Consider the following 24,288-nt stretch of genomic DNA (forward strand, 5'->3'; position numbering starts at 1 on the left):
TTTACATTCCGACCAGTCGGAATATAATTCAAGGGCGTTGTCAAGATGGGTGGAGCAAGCGTGGCAAAAAAGGCTGAGGCGCGGATCGAGGATGCGGGACGCGAAACGCCGTCGCCGCCCGCGGATGCCGCCCGCGCGGACCGTCGCCTGGGTCGCCCGCCGCTGCTGAACGACCCGCGCGCTGAGATCCTCCAGCAGGCGGCCCGGCTGTTCGCCGCGCAAGGCTATGCGGAGAGTTCGCTCGCCCAGGTGGCGGCGGCCATGAACTATTCCAAGGGCGCTATCTACAATTACTTCGCCTCCAAGCAGGAGATCTACGACGCCATCATCGTGGCCACCCTGAAGGGGCTCCACGAGGTCGGCCTTGCCGCTGCCGACGCGCAGGTGCCCCCGCCCGAGCGGCTGAAGCGCTTCATGATCGCCCATGCCTGCTACCTGGCCGAGAATTCGGACGCCTTCCTGACCATGCTGGTGGGCTTTTCCGGCATGTCGGACGCCCATCGCGCCGACGCCCTGCGGCTGCGCGATGCCCACGAGGGCGTGCTGCGCGCCATCATCGCGGCGGGGGTGGCGGACGGCTCGTTCCGGGGGGTGGAGCCGGCCATCGTGGGCCGCGCCGTGCTGTCCATGCTCAGCTGGATGGCCCGCTGGTTCCGCGCCGACGGCGAGAAGAGCGCGGAAGACGTGGCGCTGGACTATTACGACCTCATCGTCCGGGGCATGTTGCCTTCCGGGGCATGAGGGCGGGGCGGGCGGGTCTTCAATTTTTCTCTTGAGGAACGCAGATTTCCCGAGCGTAATTGGTGCCTCCGTCTGGGCGAGGTGCCACATGCCGTTCTCCCACCGCGTCGGCCCCAAGAGCTACGTCTTTGCCGATCTCAAGGACCTGATGGCCAAGGCGACCCCGCCGCGCTCCGGCGACATGCTGGCGGGTCTAGCGGCGGCGAGTGCGGAAGAGAATGTGGCGGCCAAGATGTGCCTCGCCGAGGTGCCCCTGAAGGCCTTCCTGTCCGAAGCGCTCATCCCCTATGAAGCCGACGAGGTGACGCGGCTCATCCTGGATGGCCATGACACCGCAGCCTTCGCGCCCGTCTCCGGGCTGACCGTTGGCGACTTCCGCGACTTCCTCCTGTCGGAGGCCGCCACGCCTGCCGTGCTGGCGGCGCTCGCGCCCGGCCTCACGCCGGAGATGGCAGCGGCGGTGTCCAAGATCATGCGCAACCAGGACCTCATCCTGGTGGCCCGCAAGTGCCGCGTGGTGACGCGCTTCCGCAATACGATCGGCCTGCCCGGCACCATGGCGGTGCGGCTTCAGCCCAATCATCCCACGGATGATCTGGCGGGCGTATCGGCCACCATCCTGGACGGGCTGCTCTATGGCTGCGGCGATGCGGTGATCGGCATCAACCCGGCATCCGACAGCCTGCCGGTGATCGACAAGCTGCTGCGGCTCATGGACCAGGTGATTACGCGGTTCGACATTCCGACCCAGAGCTGCGTCCTCACCCACGTCACCACCTCCATCGAGCTGATGAACCGGGGCGCGCCGGTGGATCTGGTGTTCCAGTCCATCGCCGGGACAGAGGCAGCAAACCGCTCCTTCGGGGTCGATCTGGCGGTGCTGAAGGAAGGCCATGAGGCGGCCAAATCCCTCAAGCGCGGCACGCTCGGCCAGAACGCCATGTATTTTGAGACCGGCCAGGGTTCGGCCCTGTCAGCCAATGCCCATCACGGCGTCGACCAGCAGACCTGCGAGGCGCGCGCCTATGCGGTGGCGCGGGTGTTCGAGCCGCTGCTGGTGAATACGGTGGTGGGCTTCATCGGCCCGGAATATCTCTATGACGGCAAGCAGATCATCCGCGCCGGCCTGGAGGATCATTTCTGCGGCAAGCTGCTCGGTGTGCCGCTCGGCTGCGATGTTTGCTACACCAACCATGCCGAGGCCGACCAGGACGACATGGATACGCTGCTCACCCTTCTGGCGGCAGCGGGCATCACCTACATCATGGGCATTCCCGGCGCCGATGACGTGATGCTGAACTATCAGTCCACCTCGTTCCACGACGCCCTCTATGTGCGCGAGGTGTTCGGGCTGAAGCGGGCGCCGGAATTCGAGGCGTGGCTGGAGCGCATGGGCATTGCCGGGCCGGACGGTCGTCTCCTGCCGGCGAGCGGCTCCCATCCCCTGGTGGGCTTCGTGGCGGAGCGCGCGGCATGATCGACCGCGATCCCTGGCTCGCCTTCGCCCGCCACACGCCGGCCCGCATCGCGCTGGGGCGCACCGGCGCCAGCTTGCCCACGCAGGAAGTGCTGCGCTTTGCCCTCGCCCATGCCATGGCGCGGGACGCGGTTCACACGCCCTTTGACGCCGATGCCGTGGCCTCGGCCATCAAGGGCCTCGGTTTTCCCGTGATGGAGGTGGCCAGCGCTGCTCCCTCTCGGGATGTCTATCTGCGCCGGCCGGATCTGGGGCGGCGGCTGTCGGATGAGAGCAGGCTCCTGCTGGCGCAAGCCGGCACGGCAGGTGCGCCGGTGGATCTCGCGCTGGTGGTGGCCGATGGCCTGTCCTCGGCCGCCGTGCATGCCCAGGCGGTGCCGTTCCTGGCCGCGCTGAAGCCCTGGATCGCCGCCGAAGGCTGGCGCCTCGCGCCCGTCGTGGTGGCCCGGCAGGCGCGGGTGGCGCTGGGCGACGACGTGGGGGCGCTGTTGAAGGCGCGGGCCGTGGTGGTGCTGGTGGGGGAGCGGCCGGGCCTGTCCTCGCCGGACAGCCTCGGCCTTTATCTGACCTTCGATCCGAAGGCCGGGCGCTCCGATGCCGAGCGCAACTGCATCTCCAATGTGCGGGCGGAAGGCCTCCCGCATGCGGCCGCCGCCTTCAAGCTGGCCTGGCTCATCAAGGAAGCCTTCCGTCGCGGCCTCACCGGCGTCGACCTGAAGGATGAGAGCGACATGCTGCTCTCGGACGGCCGCCCGCCGGCCCGCTTGCCGGGCTGACGGGCTGGCCGGGTCTCACACGGGGTCGACGGACACCACGCGATAGGTGTGCATCTGCTCATCCTCGCGGATGGACACATATTCGCCCACCGTGAAGCGCTCGTCGCCGAAGCGATAGCCCGCCTCGTCGTCATCGGTTCCGGCCACGTCATAATGGAAGGCCCAGCTGCCGCCGGGGCGGCGCAGCAGGTGGCCGATCTCATCGGCCTCGTTGGGGCGGAACCGCACCACGCGGCAGGCGTCGCGATGCTTGGACCACAGGGCCGGCTCGATGCGTCCGCTCTCATCAAGGGGAGCGACGAAGGAATAGCCGAAATCGCGGGCGCCCTGCGGGTGATCCTTCTCGCGGGCAAGCTCCAGGCGGATCTCGCGGAAATCGTCGGGCAACGGGCTCATGGCGCGGCTTCTCCTCGGCTTTGGCCCGCTTTCGCTGCGGGGCCCATCCCATATGGGCATCCGGCGCGGGGGAGGCAGGGGGCATCTGCAACCTTCCGTACCGTCCCGGGACCATGCCGGAGATGGACCGTGGGAGAAAGTGGGGCCTTGATCTGTCGCAATGCCGCGATGCGGCGCCTTTATGATACACTGCCATCTTACCCAGGGAGATCGACCATGAGTGACTCTCCGCTGTTCCAGCCCTTCCCCGGCTGGGGAACGGGCAAAATGCCCCAGCTTCCCTTCAAGTTGCCCGATGCCACGGCCGGAGCGGCTTGGCCCATGACCTTCGCCCGGACCTATTGGGTCGACCTGCCTGTGGCGCTCGCCAGTCATTGGCAGCGGTTCGTCGCCACACAGGTGCAGGAACAGGGGCGCCTCTTCGCCGAGCTGGCCAAGGTGGAAAATCCCGGCGTCGCCTTCTCGAAGGAGATGGCCTTCCTCCAGCAATCCACCCTCGCGGTCGGCGCCGAGATGATGGAATTGGCGGAGCTGTGCCAGGAGAAGCTGCTCAATCCGGCCCATGTGGAAAGCACCCCAGAGGTGCCGTCTTTCCAGCAGGCCGCCTGATCCCCCGCGCCCGCTCAGACGGGCGCGGCTGGCGGCGTGCGCTTGCGCGCGGACAGGCTGGAGCCGATGGACGCAGCCATCACGCAGGCGATGGCGATCCATTGGCTGACGCTGAGCCGCTCGCCCAGGATCAGGAAGCCTGACAGGGCGGCGCACGCCGGTTCGCCGCTCATGAGGATGGAGAAGGTCTGCGCCGGCAGCCGCTTCAGCGCGAGCATTTCCAGCGAATAAGGAATGGCGCTGGACAGGAGCGCGATGCCCACCGCCACCGGCAGGATGTGCGGCGTCAGCAGTGCCGCGCCCGACTGGGCGATGCCCACTGGCAGCACCACAGCGCACGCCACGATCATGCCGATGGACGTGGCCGTGCCCGTCGGCACCACCGCGCTCGTGCGTTGGCCGAAGACAATGTAAAGCCCCCAGCAGGCCCCCGCGAGCACGGCGAGGACGACGCCGAGGCCGTCCAGCGGACCGGCACCCTCGTGAATGGGCAGGAGGATGGCGACCCCCGTCACCGCCAGCGCCACATAAAGCCAATCGGACGGGCGGCGGGAATTGAAGACCGCCACCGCCAGCGGCCCGAGGAACTCCAGCGCCACCGCGACGCCCAGCGGAATGCGCGCGATGGCAAGGTAGTAGAACAGATTCATGAGGCCCAGCGTCACGCCGTAGAGTAGGAGCGGGCGCCAGGCCTTGCCCTCCGGCAGGGCGCGCCAGGGGCGGAAGACAACCAGCAGGATGAGGCTGGCGAAGACGAGGCGCAGGGCCGACGCGCCGGCGGCGCCCACCACGGGGAAGATCAGCTTTCCGAGGGCGGCGCCGATCTGCATGCAGCAGACGGCCACGAACACGGCCAGAAGCGCAAGCCAGACGCCGCGCTGGGTGGATGCAGGCATGGAACGACTCGAAGGTCGGGCCCGGCGGCCCGAAGGGAAGGCCGGCGAACAATGACGCGCCCGGCCGGGGACGCAAGTCTCATGTGTAATCGTGCCGCTGCTCCCTGTTCCCCCGCTCGGATCAGGCCATTACGTCCGCGAGCGCATCCGCCAGACGCAGGGCGGGCGCGGGCAGGCGCGCGAAGTCCGCCGCATAGAGGTTCAGGGCCCGGAGCGCCCAGGGATCTGTGAGGGGTATGGTGGCAAGCCCGGTCTTGCCCAGCGCCGCGAAGGCCCCGCTCGCCATGACGCCGATGCCCATGCCGCACTCGATCATGCGGCACATGGCCGACAGGCTGTTCACCTCCACCCTCTGCCGCAAGGCGCGCCGGGCTTCCCGCGCCTCGCGGTTGAGGCTGATCTGCACCGTGCTCGAGCCGCGCATGCCCACCTGCTCGAAGTCCAGCGTCTCCACGAAGGCGATGTGGGGGCGGGCGGCAAGGGGATGATCGGGGCGGGTGACCAGCACGAGGCGCTCGGTGCGGTAGGGGCGCGATTGGAGATGAGCGGCGGGCTCGCATTCCCCGCATATGCCAAGTTCGGCCTCCCCTGCCAGAACCGCCCGCGCCACCTCCTGGCTGCTGCTCTGGTGGAGGTCGATCCGGATGTCCGGGTGTTGGGCGGTGAAGGCGGCTAGGTCCGAGGGGAGGAATTGTTCCACCGCCGAGGCACTGGCGGACAACCGCACCCGCCCGCGCACGCCCTGGGAGAATTCATCCAGTGCGCTGCGCAGGCGCTCCACTTCCACCAGAATGTCGAGGCCGTGCTCCACCACCTGCGCGCCCAAGGTGGTGGGCCGCACCCCGCGGGCGTGGCGCACCAGAAGGGGCCCCCCCAGAAGGCGCTCCAAATCGGCAATGCGCCGGCTGAGCGCGGAGGGGGCGATGTGCCCGCGCGCGGCGGCGCCAGCAATGCTGCCGGTCTCGCAGACCAGGACGAACAGGTCGAGGGTGCCGAGGTCGATCTGCCGCAAAAATGTGCGATAAGGAGTGGTCGAGGGCATTTTGTGTGCAACCGGGTCTGGGTGATGTCGCCTTGGGCGGTGCGGCTGGGCTTCTCCCGGCCGACGCAAGCCGCGGGCCGCGGCGCGCCGGGGATGCGCAGCCATCGCAGAATGCGACGGCTCCCCGGCAGATTTTGAACTTCTCGGCGCCGGCGCCGCGTTCCTAGGGTGCTCCCCCCGCATCTGCTGCGATGTCTCTCAGAATGTCCGAGCGTTCGAGCCCCTCTTCCGCCGCTGCCCGCGTAGCCTCGATCCTGGTGGGCATCGGCGCCGTGCGCATCACCACGGGCCAGCCTTTTGTCTACACGTCCGGCTGGGCGAGCCCGGTCTATGTGGATACGCGCCTCATCATGTCCGACGTGGGGCTGCGCACCCACGTCATGGACCTGGCGGCCATCGCCATGTCGCCCGTTGTGGCGCAGGGGTCCATCAACGCCATAGTGGGCGCGGAGAGCTCCGGCATCGCCTTTGCGGCCTGGCTGGCCGAGCGTCTCGCCTTGCCGCTGCTCTATCTGCGCAAGCGTCCCATGGGCTGGGGCCAGACGGCCCGCCTGGAGGGCCGCCTGCCGCCGGCGGCGCGGCTGCTCTATGTGGACGATGTGACCACCGACGGCCGTTCCAAGCTCGCCGCCGCCGCCGCCTTGCGCCAGGGGGATGCGGTGGTGGACGATGTGCTCGTCATTCTCGACTATGCCATCTATCCCCGCATCGCGGGCGCCGCAGACGCAAAGGCGCCCCGCATCCATGCCCTGACCCATTGGCCGGACCTCTTGGCTGCCTTGCGCGCCGAAGGTGGTCTCAGCTTGGAGGCCTTGGGTACGCTTTCCGCTTTCGATGCCGACCCGGTGCGCTGGTCGCTGGAGCATGGTGGGGTGGGCGCATGAGCGGGCGGGCGCAATTGGCGGCCGACCTCTTCGAGGAGGTGCGGGCACTCTCTGATGACGGGGTCAGCGTGACCCGCGAGGCCTATGGCTCCGGTGAGGAGCGGGCCATGCAGGCGGTGGAACGGTGGGCGGGCATGTTCGGCGTCACGGCCGCCCGCGACCGGTTCCAAAACCTTTGGTTGCGCCTGCCGGAAGACAATCGGGATGAGCCGCCGGTGGTGGTGGGCTCCCACCTGGATTCGGTGCCCCAGGGTGGAAATTTCGACGGACTGGCCGGCGTGGTGGCGGGCCTGCTGGTGCTCCATGACCTCAAGGGCCGGGCGCGGCAGGCGCCTCCGGTGCGGGTGCTGGCGCTGCGCGGCGAGGAAAGCGCCTGGTATGGCAAGGCCTATACGGGCTCCCTCGCGCTCACCGGCCGGCTTCCCGCCAGCGCCCTGGCGCTGCGCCATCGCAGTGGCACGGGGACGCTTGGGGAAGCCATGGCGCGCAGCGGCGTGGACGTGGACGCGGTGGCCCGGGGCGAGGCGCTGGTGGGGCCGGGCGACATGGCAGCCTGGCTTGAACTCCATATCGAGCAAGGCCCGGTGATGATCGCCCGCCAATGGCCGGCGGCGGTGGTGACGGGCATTCGCGGCAATATCCGCCACACGACGGTCACCTGCCGGGGCGAGGCGGGGCATTCCGGCGCCGTGCCGCGCTGGCTGCGCAAGGACGCGGTGCTGGCGGTGGCGGACCTGCTCTCTCGGCTCGACGAGCATTGGCGCGTGCTGCTGCAGATGGGCATGGACCTGGTGATGACCGTGGGCATCCTCGGCACGTCGCCCCAGTCCCACGCGGTCTCTGTCATCCCGGGGGAGGCGCATTTCAGTTTCGAGGTCCGCAGCCAGGACAAGGACACGCTGGAGCGCTTCTATGAGCTGATGCTGCAGGAGTGCCAGGCGGTGGGGCAGGGCCGGGGCGTTTCCTTCTCGTTCGACGAGCGCCTGGTTTCCGCACCGGCCACCATGGACTTGGGCTGGATCGAGCGTCTCGAAGCCGCTGGCCGCGCCTTGGGCCAACCGGTGGAGCGCATGGCCAGCGGCGCGGGGCACGACGCCGCCGTTTTCGCCAATGCCGGCATTCCCGCCGCCATGGTGTTCGTGCGCAACGCCAACGGGTCCCACAATCCAAACGAAGCCATGGAGATCGGGGATTTCCTGGCCGGCGTCGATCTCCTCAGTGCCGCGCTGGGCGCGGTACCCCGGTGAAGGGGGGAGGGCGAGCGGAAGGGCACGCGTGCGGTTCGCGGCCGATTTTGTTTCTGAGTGCAAAACTGGCCCGCGGATTGCTTCTGCTTTGGGCAGCAACCATGGGTGCAAAGCCCGTCAACGGTGCAGAAGGGGTCCAATTCACCATGCTGTCGAAGCGCAGTTTCCTCGTTGCCCTCAGCCTGTCCCTCGCCACGCTGTCCGCCGGTGGCGCCATGGCGCAGAGCCAGCTGGACGACATCCTGAAGGCCAAGGTGCTGAAGATCGGCGTGCCCACCGATTATCCCCCCTACGGCTTCGTGGGCCCGGACCTTCAGCCCATGGGCCTCGACATCGACGTGGCCAAGCTGATTGCCGATAAGATGGGCGTGAAGGCGGAACTGGTGCCGGTGGTCAGCGGCAACCGCATTCCCTACCTTCAGACCAAGAAGGTGGACCTCGTCGTCTCCACCCTCGGCCGCAATGAAGAGCGGATGAAGATCATTGATTTCTCGGTGGCCTATGCGCCCTTCTACCAGGGCGTGTTCGCCCTGAAGACCACCAATATCAAGAGCTTCGACGATCTGGCCGGAAAGACCGTCGCGGTGACCCGGGGCGCCATGGAAGATGAGATGCTGGCCAAGGTGGCGCCGCCCTCCACCAATGTGAAGCGCTTCGAGGACCAGGCCGCCACCACCGCCGCCTTCGCCGCCGGCCAGACCGACGTGATCGCCACCAGCGTGTCCAACATCGGCGTGCTCTCCCAGAAGAACCCGAACCTCGGCGTCGAATACAAGCTCCTGCTGCGCGACAGCCCCTGCTTCGTGGGCATCGCCAAGGGCGAAGACGCCCTGCGCACCAAGGTCAACGACATCCTGCTGGCCGCCAAGGCCGACGGGACGCTGGAGAAGCTGTCCCAGAAGTGGCTGAAGCGCGGGACCGGGGACCTGCCGCTCTGAGGCACCCCGGACGGGGAGCCGGGTCCCGCGATCCGGCTCCCGCGCGGGCCGCCGCCCCATCCGCCGGCGTCATCGGGCCGTGCGGCCCGGCGGCGTGACCGCGGCACGACCTTCTTGACCTTCGGCCTTTCGGATTCCGCACATGCGCGTCGCATTGGATTTCTGGCCCCTGTTCGCCCAATGGCCCCTGCTTGTGGTGGGGGCGGCCTGGACGTTGGGGCTCACCGCCATCGCCACCGCCTTGGGCTCAGTGATCGGCGTCGCCTGCGCCTGGGCCCGCGCGAAGGGGCCGCGCCCGCTGGCGCTGGTCACCGCCGCCTATGTGGAGGTGATCCGCAACACCCCCTTCATCGTGCAATTGTTCTTCATCTTCTTCGGCTTGCCGGCGGCGGGCGTGAAGCTGTCCCCGCTCACCGCCTCCATCCTGGCCATGACCATCAATCTGGGGGCCTATGCCACCGAGATCATCCGCGCCGGCATCATCTCGACGCCGCGCGGGCAGATCGAGGCGGGGGAGAGCCTGGCGCTGAGCCGGGTGCAGGTCTTTACCCATGTGATCCTGCCGCCGGCCCTGAAGCGGGTGTGGCCGGCGCTGGTGAGCCAGATCATCATCGTCATGCTGGGATCGGCGGTTTGCGGGCAGATCTCCATGGAAGAGCTGAGCCATGCGGCCAACCTCATCCAGAGCCGCAACTTCCGGGCCTTCGAGGCCTATATCGTGGCGACCGTGATCTATCTCGGCCTCGCCATCGCCGTGCGCCGCCTGCTGAATTGGGTGGGCCCGCGTTTCGTGTTCGGACGCTGAAGGAGGCGCGGATGGTCGATTTCACCTTCTGGGACATCCTGCGCAACCTGCTCCTGGCGGCCCGCTGGACGGTGGTCCTCTCGGTCATCGCCTTCGTGGGCGGCGGCATCGTCGGGCTGGCGCTCCTGGTGGTGCGGCTCACCAAGAACAAGGTCGCCGAAAGGCTTATCTCCGGCTATGTGCAGCTCTTTCAGGGCACGCCGCTGCTGATGCAGCTCTTCCTGCTCTATTTCGGCATTGCCCTGTTCGGCATCGATACATCGCCCTGGGTCGCGGCGTCCGTGGCGCTGACACTTTATACATCGGCCTATCTGGCCGAAATCTGGCGGGGCTGCGTGGAGGCGATCCCGAAAGGCCAGTGGGAGGCGTCCTCGTCTCTGGCTTTGTCGTTCGGCCAGCAATTGAGCCACATCATCCTGCCGCAGGCGCTGAAAATCGCCGTGCCGCCCACCGTGGGCTTCCTGGTGCAGGTCATCAAGGGAACGGCGCTGGCCTCGGTCATCGGTTTCGTGGAACTGACTAAGGCCGGCGGCATGATCGCCAATGTCACCTACCAGCCCTTGCTGGTCTATGGCTGCGTGGCGGCGATCTATTTCGTGCTGTGCTTCCCCATCAGCCTTTACGCCGGATCGCTCGAAAGGAAACTCCATGTCGGCCGCCACTGATCCGTCCGCGGCGGGCTCCGTGCTCGTCGCCCCCCATACAGAGGTGGGCGCGCCCATCGTGCGCATCACGGCGCTGCGCAAGTCCTATGGCGACCACGAGGTGCTGAAGGGCATCGACCTCGACGTGAAGCGGGGCGAGGTGGTGGCCATCATCGGCAAGTCGGGCTCCGGCAAGAGCACGCTCCTGCGCTGCATCAACGGGCTGGAGGTGTTCCAGGAGGGCTCGCTGATCGTGGACGGCAAGCCGTTGCTGCACGACAGCGCACTGGCCATGCGCGACCTGCGCCAGCGGGTGGGTATGATTTTCCAGAGCTTCAACCTCTTCCCGCACCTGTCCGTGGGCCGCAACGTGATGCTGGCTCCTCGGCTGGTGAAGAAGCGCAAGGGGGAGGAGAACGAGGCCCGCGCTCGGCAGTTGCTGGCGCGCGTCGGCCTGGCCGAGAAGTTCGACGCCATGCCCGAGCAGCTCTCCGGCGGCCAGCAGCAGCGGGTCGCCATTGCCCGGGCGCTCGCCATGGATCCGGCCGTCATGCTCTGCGACGAGATCACCAGCGCGCTTGATCCCGAACTGGTGGGCGAGGTGCTGCGTGTGGTGGAAAGCCTGGCCGACGAGGGCATGACGCTGCTCATGGTCACCCACGAGATGAACTTCGCCCGCAAGGTGGCGGACCGCGTCATCTTCATGCACCAGGGGCGCGTCCACGAAGCCGGCCCGCCAGCGGAGGTGTTCGGCACGCCGCAGACGGCGGAGCTGAAGCAGTTCCTCTCGTCCATCCACGATTGAGCTTCGCCCTTCCAGGAGGGCAAACAGCATGCGGCCCGGACGACGCCCCATGGGCGCGCCGGGCCGCAAGACGTTCAGGCGTCAGCGCCACGCCGCAAAGCGGTGGCGGTCAGCGGGTGCCCTTCAGGAATTCCTTCCCGTCGGCGCCCATGCCCCAGTAATTGGTCCGGCCATCGGCCAGCGGCTCGGGCCGCACGGAGCCCGAGGTAACGGTGCGCGCGCCGCCCGCGTCCACTTCCCACCGCGTATAGACGGGGTGTCCGGAGGCGCCGACGCCCCAGCTTCCGCCGGAGGACACGGCCGTGCCGCCGCTCACCGGCAGAAGTTCGTCGTCGGACAACATCTGGTTCTCATTGGGTACGTTGGACATTGTCGTCTCTCCTCGACTTGGCTGCTTGCTGATGGAAGCGCAGCTTTGCAGGCGTGCCGGCCGGCGCGCAGGCTATCCGCTGCGGTACGAATTCTTTTCCAGGGCAAGATGATATTTGGGAAATATCAGGTCTTTTTCTGGAATGTCTTGCACTTCAAGCCGGCGTGGAGGCGATATCCGATCTCTGTTGTCGGCTTGCGAGGCGTTTATGTCTTCATGAGGATGTATATAGCGCGGAAGCCTCATGAAGTGAATGTTGGAATTGTGAATATTTGCGTCAGAACGAAGGTGTTTTTGAAAGAATACGTATCAATAGGGTGAAGCTTAAGGTCGGGATGCTCGTTTACGAAATGTGCCGCCGCGCCAGCTCGGTGAAGACCCCGTCCCGTTCCATCAGTTCCTCATAGGTGCCTTCCTCCACCACGCGCCCGGCCTCCAGCACATAGATGCGGTCGGCGGCCATGATGGTGGAGAGCCGATGGGCCACCACGATGCGGGTGGCTTTGAGGTCGGCGAGGCGGTCCGTGACGATCTGCTGGCTGCGATTGTCCAGCGCGCTGGTGGCCTCGTCGAACAAGAGCAGGTTCGGCCGCCGGACCACCGCCCGGGCGATCATCAGGCGTTGGCGCTGGCCGCCGGACAGCAGCGCCCCGTTCTCGCCGGCAAAAGTGTGCATGCGCATGGGCATCTGGAGAATGTCCTCGTCCAGGCCCGCCAGATGGGCGGCGGCCCAGGCATCGGCTTCCGTGAGCGGGGCGCCGCCCAGGATGTTGTCGAGAATGGAGCCAGTCGCGGCGTGGCCATTCTGCAGCACGACGCCCATCTGGCGGCGCACTGCGCGCATGTCGATGGAGGCGGCGTCCTGGTGATCGAAGAAGATGGCGCCGCTCGCCGGCTTGTCGAAGCCTAGCAGGAGCCGCAGCACCGAGGACTTGCCGGCGCCGGAGGGGCCGACAAGGGCGATGAACTCGCCGGGACGCGCGCGCAGGCTCACCCCGTCCAGAACCAGCGGGCCGTCCGCGTCATAGCGGAAGGTCACATTGTGGAATTCCACGTCCCCTCGCAGCACTCCGAAGCCGGAGGGGCGACCGCCATCTTCCGGCGTGGTGCGCAGGAGCGGGCTGGCCCGCTCATAGAGCGTACCGAGGGTCAGGAGAGCGGGCACGACGCCGGTCAGCGAAAGCGCCGCCGACAGGAATTGCCCGAACGCCGCGTTGAAGGCCACGAACTGGGCGATGCCGATCTGCACCAGGCCGAAGCCCACCGCGGCGATCAGGACGCCGGTGGAGAGCACCCCCAGCACGGCGCCGACCGTCTCGACCCCCACGGAGAGCCGCCGCTTGCGGAAGTCGAGGCTCCGCCGCTCCAGGAAGATGCTCGCCCAGCGTCCAAACGCCCGGGACTCGGCGCCGGCCACCCGCAGCTTGCCGATGGCGGTGAGGATCTGAAGCGACAAGGCCTGCAAGCGGCCATCGGTGGCGAGCGCCTGCCGGTTCATGGAAATCATGATGATGCTGGAGACGATGGTGACCGCCACTTGCAGCGCCACCAGCACCGCCGAGATGGCCGCCAGTTTCCAACTGTAATAGATCAGCAGGCACAGGCTCGTCACCGAGAAGACCGAGGACAGCAGCGTATTGAGCACCGTGCCGCCGATCGTGTCGCGCATCTGGTTGATGGCCGCCGCCCGCAGCGCCAGATCGCCGGCGGTATAGCTGCGGAAGAAGGTGGCCGGCAGGCGCAGCAGGCGGTCCCAGATGGCCCCCTCCAGGTCGGCATTCACGAGCGTGGTCATGCGCAGCAGCAGGAAGCCGCGCACCAGCTCGAACACCGTCATGCCAACGCCAAGGGCCGCAAGGCCGCCCACCAGTTGGAGCAATTGGGGCACGGAACTGGATGGGATGACGGTGTCGAACAAAATCTCGGTGCCGATGGGCGTGACAAGGCCCAGCAGTCCGGCGAACAGCGCCACCATCAGCACGGGAATGGCGAGGGGACCCGCCAGGGGCAAGGCAAAGCGCAGCATGGCCTTGCCGTCCACCGGCCCCTCCGGCAGGGGGCGCTGGATCGCATAGGCGATCTCCGACACGTCTTCCATCCGGCCGGTCCAAGGCCGGCCGTCGGCTTCGCGGATGTCGTAGCCGCTCCGCCAGCCGGAGCGGGCCAGGGCCGCCAGAGGTCGGCCTTCCGCACGGGTGAACAGGATGAGGCTCTGGCCGCCCTGCTGCCAGCCTTTGGTCAAGCGCAAGGGCCGCACCCGCAGCCGCGCCGCCAGCGCCAGCGCGGCGAGGCGGTCGTCTGGCGTGTCCGCCTCGACGGCTATGGCGGCGGAAAGCGCGTCCGCCGAAACACGCACCGCATTCGCCTCGGCCACCAGGAGGAAGGCTTGCGAGAGAGGATCGTCCTCCATGTCGGCGGCGGAGGAGCGTTCTCCCCCAAGGCCGGCAAAGGGGCGCGCGGCGGCGGCCCGGTCGCGGGCCGGGGCGGCGCGCACGCGCTCGGCAGAGCGTCCGGCTTCCACCGCAAGGCTCGCGGCGACGGCGCCCGCGAGCCGTTCCAGATGGGCCTGGAAGGCGGCGGCGATGCGGCCCTCCTTCACCAGCATGGCGGTGTCCCGGCAGATCACGGCGGCCGTTTCCTGGACCGCGTGCGCGGCGCCCGGGGAGGCCGCGGAGAGCGGCAAAGGCGGCGCGCCCGCCTCCAGCACGCGGTCGGGATCGAGGTCCGGTGAAAGGCGGCCCTGGAGAAGCTCGATCCATAACAGGCCACGATGGGGACGCACGGCGATGTCTGGCGGGAGGCTTTCGGTCTCCGCCGCGATGCCGACCACCCGTCCGCTCTCGGGCCGGGCAAAGGCCCGCGCCATGCGCTCGATGAACGCGTCCATGCTCGCCAGGGCGGCCGGTTCGCCCGCCGCCAGACGCGCAAGAAAGCCATCCATATCCAGCGGCCGCACGGCCGTTTCCTGGGCCAAGGCAAAGCCGGCCAGCGCGATGTCGGGATGGGGAGGAAGGGAAAAGACGATCTCGCCGGCCGGGAAGGTCTCCGCGAGCCGCCGGCTGCCGGCGCGGCCGGGGGCGGAGGCATAGAGGCCAAGCGTGCCCGTCACCACCTCATAGGCGGTGGTGCCGAGGGGAACCGGGGCCTCGTCGAGCCGCAGCACGGCGGGTGAGTCGAGGGGAGAGGAAAAATCAGCCGGCACGGATCAACTCCGCATAGGCGCCGTTGGCGGCCCACAAGTGCGCGTGCGTGCCGCGCTCGATCACCTGTCCCTGGTCGAGCACCAGGATTTCGTCGCAATCCCGGATTGCGCTCAGGCGGTGCGTCACCAGGATCAGCGAGCAGCCACGCCGGCGCAGGTTCTCCAGGATGCGCGCTTCCGTGCTCGCATCCAGCGCCGAGGTCGCCTCGTCGAACACCAGGATGCTGGGCTGGCGGGTCAAGGCGCGGGCGATCTCCAGGCGCTGCGCCTGGCCGCCGGACCAGTTGGAGGCGCCCTCTCGCACCGGGGCGTCATAGCCGCCGGGCCGCGTGGCGATCACGTCGTGAATTTCCGCGTCCTTGGCCGCGCGCACCATCTCCGCCTCCGGCACGCTGGGGTCCCACAAGGTGAGGTTCTGCCGCACGGTGCCGTCCATCAGGACGATGTTCTGGTCCACAAAGCCGAGCGAGAAGGACAGCACGGCCGGCTGGATGCGGCGCATGTCCGTTCCGTCGAAGCGCACGTCGCCGCCCCAGGGTTCCGCAAGGCCCACCACCATGCGGGCCAGGGTGGACTTGCCGCTGCCCGAGCGCCCCACCAGCGCCACGCGCCCGCCCGGCGGGATGGTCAGGTTGAAGTCCCGCACCAGAGGCGGGGTGAGGGGGCTGTAGCCGAAGGACAGGTCCTTCAGTTCCACCGCGCCCGCCAGACGGCCTTCCGGGGGCGCGGGGGCCAGGTCGGCCGCGGGCGAGGTCCAGCGTTCATCCAGGGGATAGCGCATCACGTCATTGATGCGCTCCAGGTTGCCGCGCAGCTCGCGCCGGGAGGAGGCAAGGCGCACCAGAGCGGACACATGCCCGGAAAAGGTGGACAGGATGCTCTGGAAAGCCGCCAGCGTGCCCACCGTGATGATGCCGTCCATTACCTGGAGACCGCCGACGCCCAGGATCAGGGCCAGCACCACGGCGCCCAGGATGCCCGGGATCATGCCGAGCACGAGGCTCGGCACCTGCATGGCCTGGACCGCATTCAGGAGGCGGGTCTGGTGGCTGGCCCAGCGGGCGAAGAAGTCGTCCTCGGAGGCGTTGGCCTTCAGCGTCTCAATGGACTGAATGCCGTTGACCACCACGGATGAGAGGGCGGCATCTTCCCGCAGCAGCCCACGCACCGCGTTTTCCTGCCAGCGGGCGACCATCTGTGCGAACACCGCGTTCAGCGCCGACATGGCGATGCCGATGGTGGCGAGCAGCGGGTCGTAGAGCATCATCAGCCAGGCATAGAAGATGGCGGCAAGCCCGGAGACGAAGAGGGTGGAGACCTGCCCGGAAATGAGGGCGCAGATCTGCTCGGCCGAATGCAGCCGCGCCGCCACATCGCCCGTATAGCGCTGGGCGAAAAAACGGGGCGGCAGGCGCAGAATGTGCCAGGTCAGGTCGGCGCCCACCACCGTGCCCAGCTTCCATTGCAGGCGGGCGAGGAAATAGCCCTCCAGCCAACTGAGGATCGCCCGCAAGGCCGCGGCGAAGGCAAGGCCCAAGAGGAGGGGACGCAGCCAGTCCTTGAGATTGTTGAGCAGGATTTCGTCGACGAAGATCTTGGTGGCTGCGGGCACGAAGATGCCCGGCAGCAGGGCGGCCACGCCGGCAATGGCCAGGAAGGCGATGGCGCCCTTGGAGCCAGACAAGAGGTCCAGCACCGGGCCCCACACGCGGGGCTTCTGGCCACCTTGCGCAAAGTCCGGCCCGGGCTCCATCACCAGGGCGACGCCGGTGAAGGCGGCGTTGAACTCCTCATGGCTGACGGTGCGGGGACCGCTCGCGGGGTCGTTGAGATAGACCTTGTTGCGGCCGATGCCTTCCAGCACGACGAAGTGGTTGAATTCCCAGAACAGGATGATGGGCAGTGTCTTGCCCTGGAGGCCGGTGGGCTCCAGGCGCCAGCCTTGCGCCACCAGGCCGTGGGCCCGGGCCGCCTGAAGCAGGCTCTTGGCATTGCTGCCATTGCGCGAGACGCCGCAGGCGACGCGCATGTCCTCCAGCGGCACCCAGCGCCCGTAGTGGGCGAGCACCATGGCAAGGCACGCGGCGCCGCATTCCACCGCCTCCATCTGGAGCACGGTGGGCACCGAGACCCGGCGGGTCGGCTTGAAATGCGCCTCGCTCATAGGCCGAGCCAGTGGCGGATGGCGGGGATCACCAGGGCGATGGGCCGCCCTGTGCGGATGGTGACCTGGCCATCCAGCAGCGTGCCCGAGGTCAGCTCCACTTCATTGCCGCGCGAGGAGGTCCAGTCATAGCTCAGCGGACCGTCATCGCCCTTGTCGAGCAGGATCTCCACCTGGAGGGGCGGGCCGGCCTTGGTGAACTGGCGGGCGAGATCGCGGTTGCTGAGCCGTTCCGCAAGCGCCGTTTCGGTCTCGGGGACGGGGTCCACGCGCACCACGCGGCCAAGGAGGGTGCCGTATTCCTCCTTCTTGGCAATGGTCGGGGAGAGCTGAACTTCCATGCCCGGCCGCACCTGCTTGCCCTGTTCGGCGGGCACATAGAGGAGGGCTTCCAGCCGCTTGTCGCCGGTCTCTATGACCAGGATGCGCTGGCCGGCGGAGACCAGGGCATGGCTCGTCACCTCGTCCAGCACCACGGTTCCGGTGACACGGGAATAGATGGACGTAGCCAGATCCTGGGACAGGCTCACCTGAGTGAGTTGGCCTTCGCTGTCGCGGATCTGGCGGTCCAGGGTGTCCAGCTCCTGCGCATGTTGGGCGCGCAGCGTAATCATCTGGGCGTCGATGGTGAGGATGTCCGCCCGCGCCCTGGAAATGGCCTCGCGTGCCGCAAACAGCCGCTCGCGCACCTCCAGTACCCGGTCATTGGTCATCAGGCCCTTGGACTGGAGCCCCTCGCGGACATCCAGCATGGCCTGGAGTTCCTTCACCCGGGCTTCGCCCAGGCTGATGGCCTCGGTGAGCGCCTCCCGGCGGCGGGCGGCGGCGCGTTCTTCATTGGCGATGCGGTCGTCGAAGCGGGAGATCAGCTCGACCCGCTGCCGCTTCAACTGTTCAAGCCGGCTGTCCGCATCCGCGAGCCGCTCCTGCCCTTCCGGGGAGGAGAGTCGGGCGATCAGCTGGCCCTGCTTCACGCTGTCTCCGCGGTCGGGATAGCTTTCGAGCCAACCGGACTTGGGGGCATAGACCTGGACGAAGGCGCCATTCTCCGGCACCAGCAGGCCGATCCCGGAGACCGTGACGCGATAGGTCCCGAAAACGGACCACAAGGTGCACCCGGCGATGAGCGCCAGAGTCGTGCCCAGGGCGACCCAGCCGAGTGGCGAGACCACACGCAGATTCTGGCCGAGGCCGCTGGCGCCGGACAGGCTTTCCAATGCTTCTCGCCTGAATAGGTCCGACACGTCCGTCTCCCCGGCGGTACCACTGCAATGGTTCCGGTTTAGCGCGAAAGAACGTCCGGGGAAACCTGAAGAATACGTAACTCTTTCAGGTGGCTGGGAGATTGTGTTTGCTTGTCGCAAGGATCGGGTTGCGTTCTGTTTGAACGATACAGAAAAGCCTGTACCCGTCTATGTAATTCGATGGGCGACATGCCCGTTGGCTGGAGAGGAGGGAATTGCGGCGAGGCGGACCATCGCATGCCCTCCAGCTTGGCTGTTTTTCCTCGCCGGCGGGATGCATTTTGCGCACGCTTTGTATACGTTTGGTCGAAACCCTGACCAAAGACGAAGTGCCATGGCCTCTTTCGATACGATCATTTCCGGCGGGACCGTCGTCACCGCCTCCGACCGCTTCGTGTGCGATGTGGGCATCAAGGACGGGCGGATCGTCGCCCTGGCCGCCGGTCTCACCGGTGCAGACGAGGTGATTGATGCCACCGGCAAGCTGGTCCTGCCCGGCGGTGTGGATGCCCACGTGCACATCGCCCAGCCCTCCGGCGAGGGCATCGTGATGGCCGATGATTTCGAGAGCGGCACCCGTTCGGCGGCGCTCGGCGGCACCACCACGCTGATGCCTTTCTGCCTCCAGGAGAAGGGGCAGAGCCTGCGCCAGGCCCTCACCGACTATCACGCCAAGGCCGATGGCGCGTGCCATGTGGACGTGTCCTTCCACCTCATCATTTCCGACCCCACCGACCAGGTGCTGGGCCAGGAGCTGCCGGCCTTGGTGGCCGATGGCTACACCTCCTTCAAGGTGTTCATGACCTATGAAGGCCTCGCGCTGAATGACCGCGAGATCCTGGACGTGATGTCTGTCGCCCGCGACACTGGCGCGCTCGTGATGGTGCACGCGGAGAATTACGACGCCATCCGCTATCTCACCGAGATGCTGGAAAAGCGCGGCCAGACCGCGCCGCGCTTCCATGCCACCTCCCGTCCCATCGCGGTGGAGCGGGAGGCGACCCACCGGGCCATCTCGCTGGCCGAACTGGTGGATGTGCCGGTGATGATCGTCCATGTGTCCAACCGCGAGGCCATGGAGCAGATCCGCTGGGCGCAGCAGAAGGGCCTCACCGTCCTCGGCGAGACCTGCACCCAGTATCTCGTCCTCACCGAGAAGGACCTGGATGGCCTCGGCATGGAGGGGGCCAAATATGTCTGCTCGCCCCCGCCCCGCGACACCGCCAGCCAGGAGGCGTGCTGGGAAGGCCTGCGCTCCGGCGTCTTCACTGTCTTTTCCTCGGACCATTGCCCGTTCCGCTATGACGACCCGCAGGGCAAGCTCGTCCCCAAGGGGCGCACCTCGTTCCGCTGGGTGCCCAACGGCATTCCCGGCGTGGGGGCGCGCTTGCCGGTCCTGTTCTCCGAAGGGGTGATGAAGGGGCGGATCGCCCTTGAGCAATTCGTGGCGGTCACCGCCACCAACCCCGCCAAGACCTATGGCCTTTATCCGCGCAAGGGCACCATCGCGGTGGGCGCCGACGCGGACATTGCCATCTGGGATCCGACGGTCAAGCAGACCCTGACCCATGACCTCATCCGCGACGGGGCGGACTATACGCCCTATGAGGGCATCCAGCTGACCGGATGGCCGGTGCATACGCTGCTGCGGGGCAAGAGCGTGGCGCGGAATGGCGAACTGGTGGGGGCCAAGGGCGCGGGTCAGCATCTGTCCCGGGCCAAGTCGCCGTACGCCACCACCCGCGATCCCCTCCTGCCCTGACGACGAGACCGGCGGATGAACGACATTGAAGGCGAGGAGGGGCAGGGCCGCGATACCGCGCGCAGCGGCGGCATCAATTTGTCCAACCTCGCCTATAATGCGGTGTCGGAGATGATCCGCCATCGTCGCCTGCACGGTGGCGAGGTCATTGTCGAGCAGCGCCTCGCCGAAACGCTGGGCATCTCCCGCACCCCGCTGCGGGAGGCGCTTCAGCGCCTGGAGGGGGAGGGGCTGGTGGTCAAGGGCGCCGGGCGCTCCTTTCTGGTGCGGCATGTGGACCTGAAGGAATATCTCCAGAGCCTGAAGGTGCGCGAAATCCTGGAGCCGGAAGCAGCGGCGCTCGCGGCCGGGCGGATTCCCCCCGCCGAGCTGGCGCGCGTGCGGGCGGAGATCGACACCCTGCGCACGGCTGTGCCCTATCACACCGACGCCCATTGGCGCTCCGACGACAATCTGCACGAGCTGTTCGCCCGCAACTGCGGAAACCAGGTGCTGGCGGGCATGATCCGCACCTTGCGCGTCACCACCCGCCTGTTCGAGATCTCAAATCTCGCCGATCGGCTGGAGGCCGATTCCGCCGAGCACCTCCAGATCGTGGAGGCGCTGGGACAGGACGATGCCAAGGCCGCCCGCCGCGCGGTGACCCATCATCTGCGTAGCCTGAACAAGCACACGCTCGACACCATCAGGTGAATCGGGAGGTCTCGCAAATACGCGAGGAATGCAAAGGACATGCGCCGCAGCGGGGCGCGCCGACGCAGCAGCCTGAGCGATTAAATTTGACTTCCTCCCCTATCGCGTCCATCATGTCCTCGTCGATAAACGGTCAGACGACTTGGCTTTGCGCCCGAATAAGTGGCGCGTCGCTGACGATATCCCTCCGAAAAACAGCTTTCGACGGTGCCGTGTGACCCACGGTGCGACATCTATTTCTATCTGGAAAGGGTTTCCCATGACTACGGGAACCGTCAAGTGGTTCAATCCCGACAAGGGTTTCGGCTTCATTGCCCCCGATGATGGCGGCGCCGATGCCTTCGTCCATGTGAGCGCGGTCGAGCGCGCCGGCCTGCCGCCCCTGCGCGAAGGCCAGAAGGTCAATTATGACCTCGTGGCCGACAAGCGCAGCGGCAAGAGCTCCGCAGCCAATCTGTCTCTCGTCTCCTGACGGGGTGTCCGCTCGGCTCGGCCGGTCGGACCTTACATTTCTGTCTTAGCCTTGGGGGCCAATGGGCCAGCCGGTCCTGAACCGGAGGGGCCTGGGTCTCCAGCCGATGCCGGGCCTCAACACCCGGCAGCTTCACGGCGCCTCAAACCGATCACGGATGTACTGACGGCGAAAAGAGCGCGGTGGACCGGACAGAGAACCCCGCTCCCTTTGGGGGAAGCGGGGTTTTTCTTTGAAGCCGGGCGGCCATTTCCAAATGGCCAATTCCCAACGGCCCTGGGCCGGAAAGAGGTCATCTGCTTATGCAAGTTCTGGTGCGAGACAATAACATCGACCAAGCCCTGCGCGTTCTGAAGAAGAAGATGCAGCGCGAAGGCATTTTCCGCGAGATGAAGCAGCGCAAGGCTTATGAGAAGCCGTCCGAGCGCCGCGCCCGCGAAGGGGCCGAAGCCGTGCGCCGCGCCCGCAAGGCCGCCCGCAAGGCTGCCCAGCGCGAAGGCCTGCTGCCCAAGCCCCGTGCCAAGCCCCGCACGGCGGGCGGTCGCCCCGGTGCGCCGCGTCCTGCGGCTGCGGACGGCGCTGCCAAGATCTGACCGGCCTTCTGCCTGGTCCCATCACCCGCGCGGCACCGCCTGGTTGCCGCGCTTTTTTTGTTTTGGGGCCAGTCTTGTTTTGGCGCCGGTTTTGTCTTGGAGCCGGTTTTGTCTTGGAACCAGGACGGCGCGTCCGCGCACGGCCGCGCTCCCCGCCTTCCGTGCCCTGGGGCGGCTCCGGCTTTCCGGCGGGCGAAAAGGGGCGTGGTACGGGCGACCGGACTCGAACCGGCATTCTTTGCAGAGACGGATTTTAAGAGACGGGATATCCCCTATCCTTTGTGCCGCCGGGGGTATCCGTTTTCCCGATAACCGACTGTCAGCACTAGCTTTTTTCGGTTCTCGAAACACACATACCTAACCGGCTGTACGCTACGGTTGGCTTTCTAGGTGCACCTATTCTGCACCTGAAATCCGACCTCAACGGAGGTTAGGAATGCCCAAAATCAAACTCACAAAGACCGCTGTAGACGCCGCAACCCCGCAGGAGCGCGATTACGAACTCCGGGATACGACGATACCCGGCTTCCTTGTCAAGGTCACCCCGACCGGTCGCAAGATTTTCATGGTGGCCTACGTCGCCCACAACGGACAGCGGCGTAAGCCGGCGATCGGCCGGTACGGCGAGATCACAGTCGAGCAGGCGCGCAACATCGCGCAGGACTGGCTTGCCGAGGTGCGCCGGGGCGTCGACCCGAGTGCCGAGCGCGCGGCTGCTCGGCAGGCCCTCACCGTGAAGGAGTTATTCGACCGGTTCATCACCGACTATTCGGAGAGCCGCAACAAGCCAGCGACGGTCGAGTCGAACCGCGGATACGGCAAGCGCTACATCATCCCGATCCTGGGCCAGCTCAAGGTTCCGGATGTCACCCGTGCCGACATCGCCCACCTGATGAAGAAGATGGCGAGGAGCCCGACCAACGCCAATCGCGTACTGGCCGCCGTGCGGAAGATGTTCAACATGGCCGAGGTCTGGGGCCTGCGTCCCGATGGCTCCAATCCGTGCCGGCACGTCCCCAAATACCCCGAGCGCGGCAAGACGCGCCTCATCACGGACGCTGAGCTGCGCAGGCTGTTCGAGTATCTTGACCGCGCCGAGGCCGAGGGCTTGGAGCACCCCTTCATCCTTCTTGCCATCCGGCTCCAGTTCGAATTCGCGGCGCGCATGTCCGAGATCCTGAATCTCGAATGGGAGTGGATCGATTTCGACAATCACCGCGTCGTCTGGCCCGACAGCAAGACCGGTGGCATGTCCAAGCCAATGAGCGCCGAGGCGCTCCGGCTCTTCGAAGCCGCGCCCCGGTTGGAAGAGTCGGCGTTTGTCTGCCCGTCGGTCTTCGACCCCAACCTGCCGATGTCGAAGCACACCTATTACCAGGGCTGGCGTCGCATCCTGCAGCGCGCCGGGCTGCCGCATATCGGCACCCACGGCATTCGCCATCGCTCGGCTACGGACATCGCCAATTCCGGCGTCCCGGTGAAGGTCGGGATGGCGCTGACGGCGCATAAGACCGTCACCATGTTCATGAAGTACGTGCATACCGAGGACGACCCGGTACGGGCGGCGGCCGAGGCGGTGGCTCAGCGGCGTCTGTCTGTGGTGGGTGGCAGGCCTGCCCCGACTCCAGCGCCGATTGTCGTGGCGCCCGAGCCGCCGACCATCGCACCAGCAACCCCGATCGAACCGGCGCCGACCGGGCCGGACGGGAAGCCGCTTGGCTTCGACGACGGGGCCTATTCCTCGCGCACACGCGTCGGAAACTATCGACCTTACCGTCACCGCAGCGGCGAGAACCGCGGCGTTCCTCCTGGCACGAAGCGCGCCGAAGCGAAGGAGGCGACCCATGGCTGAGAAGGCACAATCTCAACGCCGGTGGCCGACGCCAGATATCCTGAAGCGCGCAAAGTTCGTCGACGACGCCGGGCCGATCCGGTTTGTCGATACGGAAGCGGCTGCCCGCTACCTGGCGCTCGAGGCTCACACCCTCGAATGCTATCGCTCGCTGGGTGGCGGACCCGCCTACCACAAGTTCGGGAAATGGGTGCGCTATGCGGTCGATGATCTCGACGCGTGGGCGGAGAGCTGCCGGCGGGCGACGACGGCTTCGCCCGCCACCCCGCGTGTCCTCCCCATTGACCGAATATAGGTTCCAACCTATATGGAATGGGAGGTCGAATTCCACCCAGCCTTCGAGGCGGAGGTTCTGATTTTTGAGCGTGATGTCCGCGTCGCGTTGATCGCCGCCGCCAAGCTGTTGGCCGACTACGGTCCCCAGCTTGGCCGGCCTCACGCCGACACGCTCAAGGGGTCGAAACACGCCAACATGAAGGAGCTGCGGTTCGAGGGCGGCGATGGCGAATGGCGTGCGGCCTTCGCCTTCGATCCCAAGCGAAAGGCCATCGTCCTGGTAGCAGGCGACAAATCTGGCGTCAGTCAGAAGCGCTTCTACAGGACGCTGATCGCAAAGGCGGATCTACGGTTTTCCGAGCATCTGGAAAGCCTGAAATCCGCAAAGAAGGGCAAATGA

Annotated in this window: 24 protein-coding genes; 17 read left to right on the forward strand and 7 right to left on the reverse strand. The window is 66.9% G+C overall.

Features of this window, described 5'->3' with window-relative positions; all coding sequences use genetic code 11:
• Positions 1 to 60: 60 nt before the first annotated feature.
• The 3 genes from ACT54L_RS11595 (at position 61) to eutC (ending at position 2,994) form a co-directional block, all read left to right on the forward strand.
• The gene (locus ACT54L_RS11595) at positions 61 to 741 is read left to right on the forward strand and encodes a TetR/AcrR family transcriptional regulator (protein WP_476085721.1); all 681 of its coding nucleotides are present in this window, start codon (positions 61 to 63) and stop codon (positions 739 to 741) included.
• Between the two features lie 88 nt (positions 742 to 829).
• Positions 830 to 2,218 carry an ethanolamine ammonia-lyase subunit EutB gene (locus tag ACT54L_RS11600; protein WP_476085722.1) on the forward strand — a complete coding sequence of 463 codons (1,389 nt, stop codon included), beginning with the start codon at positions 830 to 832 and terminating at the stop codon, positions 2,216 to 2,218.
• Positions 2,215 to 2,994, forward strand: coding sequence for an ethanolamine ammonia-lyase subunit EutC (gene eutC / locus ACT54L_RS11605; protein ID WP_476085723.1), 780 nt, complete (start codon positions 2,215 to 2,217; stop codon positions 2,992 to 2,994). Before ACT54L_RS11600 ends, eutC begins: the two co-directional genes overlap by 4 nt.
• 15 nt (positions 2,995 to 3,009) lie before the next feature.
• On the opposite strand, the gene ACT54L_RS11610 is transcribed toward eutC, so the two are convergent.
• Positions 3,010 to 3,390 (reverse strand): hypothetical protein, encoded by a 381-nt coding sequence (locus ACT54L_RS11610; RefSeq protein ID WP_476085724.1) that lies wholly within the window; start codon positions 3,388 to 3,390, stop codon positions 3,010 to 3,012.
• Between the two features lie 216 nt (positions 3,391 to 3,606).
• Here ACT54L_RS11610 and ACT54L_RS11615 point away from each other — a divergent pair, with 216 nt between their 5' ends.
• Positions 3,607 to 3,999, forward strand: a complete 393-nt coding sequence (locus ACT54L_RS11615; protein WP_476085725.1) for a hypothetical protein — start codon at positions 3,607 to 3,609, stop codon at positions 3,997 to 3,999.
• Between the two features lie 14 nt (positions 4,000 to 4,013).
• Here ACT54L_RS11615 and ACT54L_RS11620 read toward each other — a convergent pair whose 3' ends face one another.
• Positions 4,014 to 4,895 carry an EamA family transporter gene (locus tag ACT54L_RS11620; RefSeq protein ID WP_476085726.1) on the reverse strand — a complete coding sequence of 294 codons (882 nt, stop codon included), beginning with the start codon at positions 4,893 to 4,895 and terminating at the stop codon, positions 4,014 to 4,016.
• 121 nt (positions 4,896 to 5,016) lie between these two features.
• Entirely contained in the window at positions 5,017 to 5,937 is a 921-nt protein-coding gene (locus ACT54L_RS11625) for a LysR substrate-binding domain-containing protein (RefSeq protein WP_476085727.1), read from the reverse strand.
• 203 nt (positions 5,938 to 6,140) lie between these two features.
• On the opposite strand from ACT54L_RS11625, the gene ACT54L_RS11630 reads away from it, so the two are divergent.
• The 6 genes from ACT54L_RS11630 (at position 6,141) to ACT54L_RS11655 (ending at position 11,260) form a co-directional block, all read left to right on the forward strand.
• Entirely contained in the window at positions 6,141 to 6,821 is a 681-nt protein-coding gene (locus ACT54L_RS11630; protein ID WP_476085728.1) for an orotate phosphoribosyltransferase, read from the forward strand.
• The gene (locus ACT54L_RS11635) at positions 6,818 to 8,068 is read left to right on the forward strand and encodes a hydantoinase/carbamoylase family amidase (protein WP_476085729.1); all 1,251 of its coding nucleotides are present in this window, start codon (positions 6,818 to 6,820) and stop codon (positions 8,066 to 8,068) included. The genes ACT54L_RS11630 and ACT54L_RS11635 overlap by 4 nt, the downstream gene beginning before the upstream one ends.
• A gap of 146 nt (positions 8,069 to 8,214) precedes the next feature.
• Positions 8,215 to 9,006, forward strand: coding sequence for a transporter substrate-binding domain-containing protein (locus ACT54L_RS11640; RefSeq protein ID WP_476085730.1), 792 nt, complete (start codon positions 8,215 to 8,217; stop codon positions 9,004 to 9,006).
• Between the two features lie 142 nt (positions 9,007 to 9,148).
• Positions 9,149 to 9,811 carry an amino acid ABC transporter permease gene (locus ACT54L_RS11645; protein ID WP_476085731.1) on the forward strand — a complete coding sequence of 221 codons (663 nt, stop codon included), beginning with the start codon at positions 9,149 to 9,151 and terminating at the stop codon, positions 9,809 to 9,811.
• Positions 9,812 to 9,822: 11 nt separating this feature from the next.
• Positions 9,823 to 10,476, forward strand: coding sequence for an amino acid ABC transporter permease (locus ACT54L_RS11650; RefSeq protein WP_476085732.1), 654 nt, complete (start codon positions 9,823 to 9,825; stop codon positions 10,474 to 10,476).
• Positions 10,460 to 11,260 carry an amino acid ABC transporter ATP-binding protein gene (locus ACT54L_RS11655; protein ID WP_476085733.1) on the forward strand — a complete coding sequence of 267 codons (801 nt, stop codon included), beginning with the start codon at positions 10,460 to 10,462 and terminating at the stop codon, positions 11,258 to 11,260. Before ACT54L_RS11650 ends, ACT54L_RS11655 begins: the two co-directional genes overlap by 17 nt.
• A 109-nt stretch (positions 11,261 to 11,369) precedes the next feature.
• Here ACT54L_RS11655 and ACT54L_RS11660 read toward each other — a convergent pair whose 3' ends face one another.
• The 4 genes from ACT54L_RS11660 to ACT54L_RS11675 form a co-directional block, all read right to left on the reverse strand.
• Positions 11,370 to 11,630: a hypothetical protein gene (locus ACT54L_RS11660; protein WP_476085734.1), complete on the reverse strand. Its 261-nt coding sequence runs from the start codon at positions 11,628 to 11,630 to the stop codon at positions 11,370 to 11,372.
• A 343-nt stretch (positions 11,631 to 11,973) separates the two neighbouring features.
• Positions 11,974 to 14,832, reverse strand: coding sequence for an NHLP bacteriocin export ABC transporter permease/ATPase subunit (locus ACT54L_RS11665; protein WP_476085735.1), 2,859 nt, complete (start codon positions 14,830 to 14,832; stop codon positions 11,974 to 11,976).
• The gene (locus ACT54L_RS11670; protein ID WP_476085736.1) at positions 14,822 to 16,996 is read right to left on the reverse strand and encodes an NHLP family bacteriocin export ABC transporter peptidase/permease/ATPase subunit; all 2,175 of its coding nucleotides are present in this window, start codon (positions 16,994 to 16,996) and stop codon (positions 14,822 to 14,824) included. The genes ACT54L_RS11665 and ACT54L_RS11670 overlap by 11 nt, the downstream gene beginning before the upstream one ends.
• Entirely contained in the window at positions 16,993 to 18,240 is a 1,248-nt protein-coding gene (locus tag ACT54L_RS11675; RefSeq protein WP_476085737.1) for an NHLP bacteriocin system secretion protein, read from the reverse strand. The genes ACT54L_RS11670 and ACT54L_RS11675 overlap by 4 nt, the downstream gene beginning before the upstream one ends.
• Before the next feature lie 334 nt (positions 18,241 to 18,574).
• Here ACT54L_RS11675 and hydA point away from each other — a divergent pair, with 334 nt between their 5' ends.
• The 7 genes from hydA (at position 18,575) to ACT54L_RS11710 (ending at position 24,288) form a co-directional block, all read left to right on the forward strand.
• On the forward strand, positions 18,575 to 20,002 hold the full coding sequence (gene hydA / locus ACT54L_RS11680; protein ID WP_476085738.1) for a dihydropyrimidinase: 1,428 nt from the start codon (positions 18,575 to 18,577) through the stop codon (positions 20,000 to 20,002).
• A 15-nt stretch (positions 20,003 to 20,017) separates the two neighbouring features.
• On the forward strand, positions 20,018 to 20,695 hold the full coding sequence (locus ACT54L_RS11685; RefSeq protein WP_476085739.1) for a GntR family transcriptional regulator: 678 nt from the start codon (positions 20,018 to 20,020) through the stop codon (positions 20,693 to 20,695).
• Between the two features lie 259 nt (positions 20,696 to 20,954).
• Complete coding sequence (locus ACT54L_RS11690) at positions 20,955 to 21,167, forward strand: cold-shock protein (RefSeq protein WP_476085740.1); 213 nt, start codon at positions 20,955 to 20,957, stop codon at positions 21,165 to 21,167.
• A 302-nt stretch (positions 21,168 to 21,469) separates the two neighbouring features.
• Positions 21,470 to 21,760, forward strand: coding sequence for a 30S ribosomal protein S21 (gene rpsU / locus ACT54L_RS11695; RefSeq protein WP_476085741.1), 291 nt, complete (start codon positions 21,470 to 21,472; stop codon positions 21,758 to 21,760).
• 436 nt (positions 21,761 to 22,196) lie between these two features.
• Positions 22,197 to 23,612: a tyrosine-type recombinase/integrase gene (locus ACT54L_RS11700; protein ID WP_476085742.1), complete on the forward strand. Its 1,416-nt coding sequence runs from the start codon at positions 22,197 to 22,199 to the stop codon at positions 23,610 to 23,612.
• A complete protein-coding gene (locus ACT54L_RS11705; protein ID WP_476085743.1) occupies positions 23,605 to 23,907 on the forward strand; it encodes a helix-turn-helix domain-containing protein in 303 nt (100 codons plus the stop codon). The genes ACT54L_RS11700 and ACT54L_RS11705 overlap by 8 nt, the downstream gene beginning before the upstream one ends.
• A gap of 12 nt (positions 23,908 to 23,919) precedes the next feature.
• Positions 23,920 to 24,288, forward strand: a complete 369-nt coding sequence (locus ACT54L_RS11710; RefSeq protein ID WP_476085744.1) for a type II toxin-antitoxin system RelE/ParE family toxin — start codon at positions 23,920 to 23,922, stop codon at positions 24,286 to 24,288.

This window comes from Aquabacter sp. DMC10 (assembly GCF_056314145.1).

What these genes read in the sequence shown, in the direction of transcription:
- ACT54L_RS11635 (WP_476085729.1), top strand. Translation starts at nt 6,818, where the DNA reads ATGAGCGGGCGGGCGCAATTGGCGGCCGACCTCTTCGAGGAGGTGCGG.
- ACT54L_RS11640 (WP_476085730.1), top strand. Translation starts at nt 8,215, where the DNA reads ATGCTGTCGAAGCGCAGTTTCCTCGTTGCCCTCAGCCTGTCCCTCGCC.
- ACT54L_RS11670 (WP_476085736.1), bottom strand. Translation starts at nt 16,996, where the DNA reads ATGAGCGAGGCGCATTTCAAGCCGACCCGCCGGGTCTCGGTGCCCACC.
- ACT54L_RS11685 (WP_476085739.1), top strand. Translation starts at nt 20,018, where the DNA reads ATGAACGACATTGAAGGCGAGGAGGGGCAGGGCCGCGATACCGCGCGC.
- ACT54L_RS11615 (WP_476085725.1), top strand. Translation starts at nt 3,607, where the DNA reads ATGAGTGACTCTCCGCTGTTCCAGCCCTTCCCCGGCTGGGGAACGGGC.
- ACT54L_RS11710 (WP_476085744.1), top strand. Translation starts at nt 23,920, where the DNA reads ATGGAATGGGAGGTCGAATTCCACCCAGCCTTCGAGGCGGAGGTTCTG.
- ACT54L_RS11620 (WP_476085726.1), bottom strand. Translation starts at nt 4,895, where the DNA reads ATGCCTGCATCCACCCAGCGCGGCGTCTGGCTTGCGCTTCTGGCCGTG.
- rpsU (WP_476085741.1), top strand. Translation starts at nt 21,470, where the DNA reads ATGCAAGTTCTGGTGCGAGACAATAACATCGACCAAGCCCTGCGCGTT.
- hydA (WP_476085738.1), top strand. Translation starts at nt 18,575, where the DNA reads ATGGCCTCTTTCGATACGATCATTTCCGGCGGGACCGTCGTCACCGCC.
- ACT54L_RS11690 (WP_476085740.1), top strand. Translation starts at nt 20,955, where the DNA reads ATGACTACGGGAACCGTCAAGTGGTTCAATCCCGACAAGGGTTTCGGC.
- ACT54L_RS11650 (WP_476085732.1), top strand. Translation starts at nt 9,823, where the DNA reads ATGGTCGATTTCACCTTCTGGGACATCCTGCGCAACCTGCTCCTGGCG.
- ACT54L_RS11630 (WP_476085728.1), top strand. Translation starts at nt 6,141, where the DNA reads ATGTCCGAGCGTTCGAGCCCCTCTTCCGCCGCTGCCCGCGTAGCCTCG.
- ACT54L_RS11660 (WP_476085734.1), bottom strand. Translation starts at nt 11,630, where the DNA reads ATGTCCAACGTACCCAATGAGAACCAGATGTTGTCCGACGACGAACTT.
- ACT54L_RS11600 (WP_476085722.1), top strand. Translation starts at nt 830, where the DNA reads ATGCCGTTCTCCCACCGCGTCGGCCCCAAGAGCTACGTCTTTGCCGAT.
- eutC (WP_476085723.1), top strand. Translation starts at nt 2,215, where the DNA reads ATGATCGACCGCGATCCCTGGCTCGCCTTCGCCCGCCACACGCCGGCC.
- ACT54L_RS11645 (WP_476085731.1), top strand. Translation starts at nt 9,149, where the DNA reads ATGCGCGTCGCATTGGATTTCTGGCCCCTGTTCGCCCAATGGCCCCTG.
- ACT54L_RS11655 (WP_476085733.1), top strand. Translation starts at nt 10,460, where the DNA reads ATGTCGGCCGCCACTGATCCGTCCGCGGCGGGCTCCGTGCTCGTCGCC.
- ACT54L_RS11700 (WP_476085742.1), top strand. Translation starts at nt 22,197, where the DNA reads ATGCCCAAAATCAAACTCACAAAGACCGCTGTAGACGCCGCAACCCCG.
- ACT54L_RS11705 (WP_476085743.1), top strand. Translation starts at nt 23,605, where the DNA reads ATGGCTGAGAAGGCACAATCTCAACGCCGGTGGCCGACGCCAGATATC.
- ACT54L_RS11610 (WP_476085724.1), bottom strand. Translation starts at nt 3,390, where the DNA reads ATGAGCCCGTTGCCCGACGATTTCCGCGAGATCCGCCTGGAGCTTGCC.
- ACT54L_RS11625 (WP_476085727.1), bottom strand. Translation starts at nt 5,937, where the DNA reads ATGCCCTCGACCACTCCTTATCGCACATTTTTGCGGCAGATCGACCTC.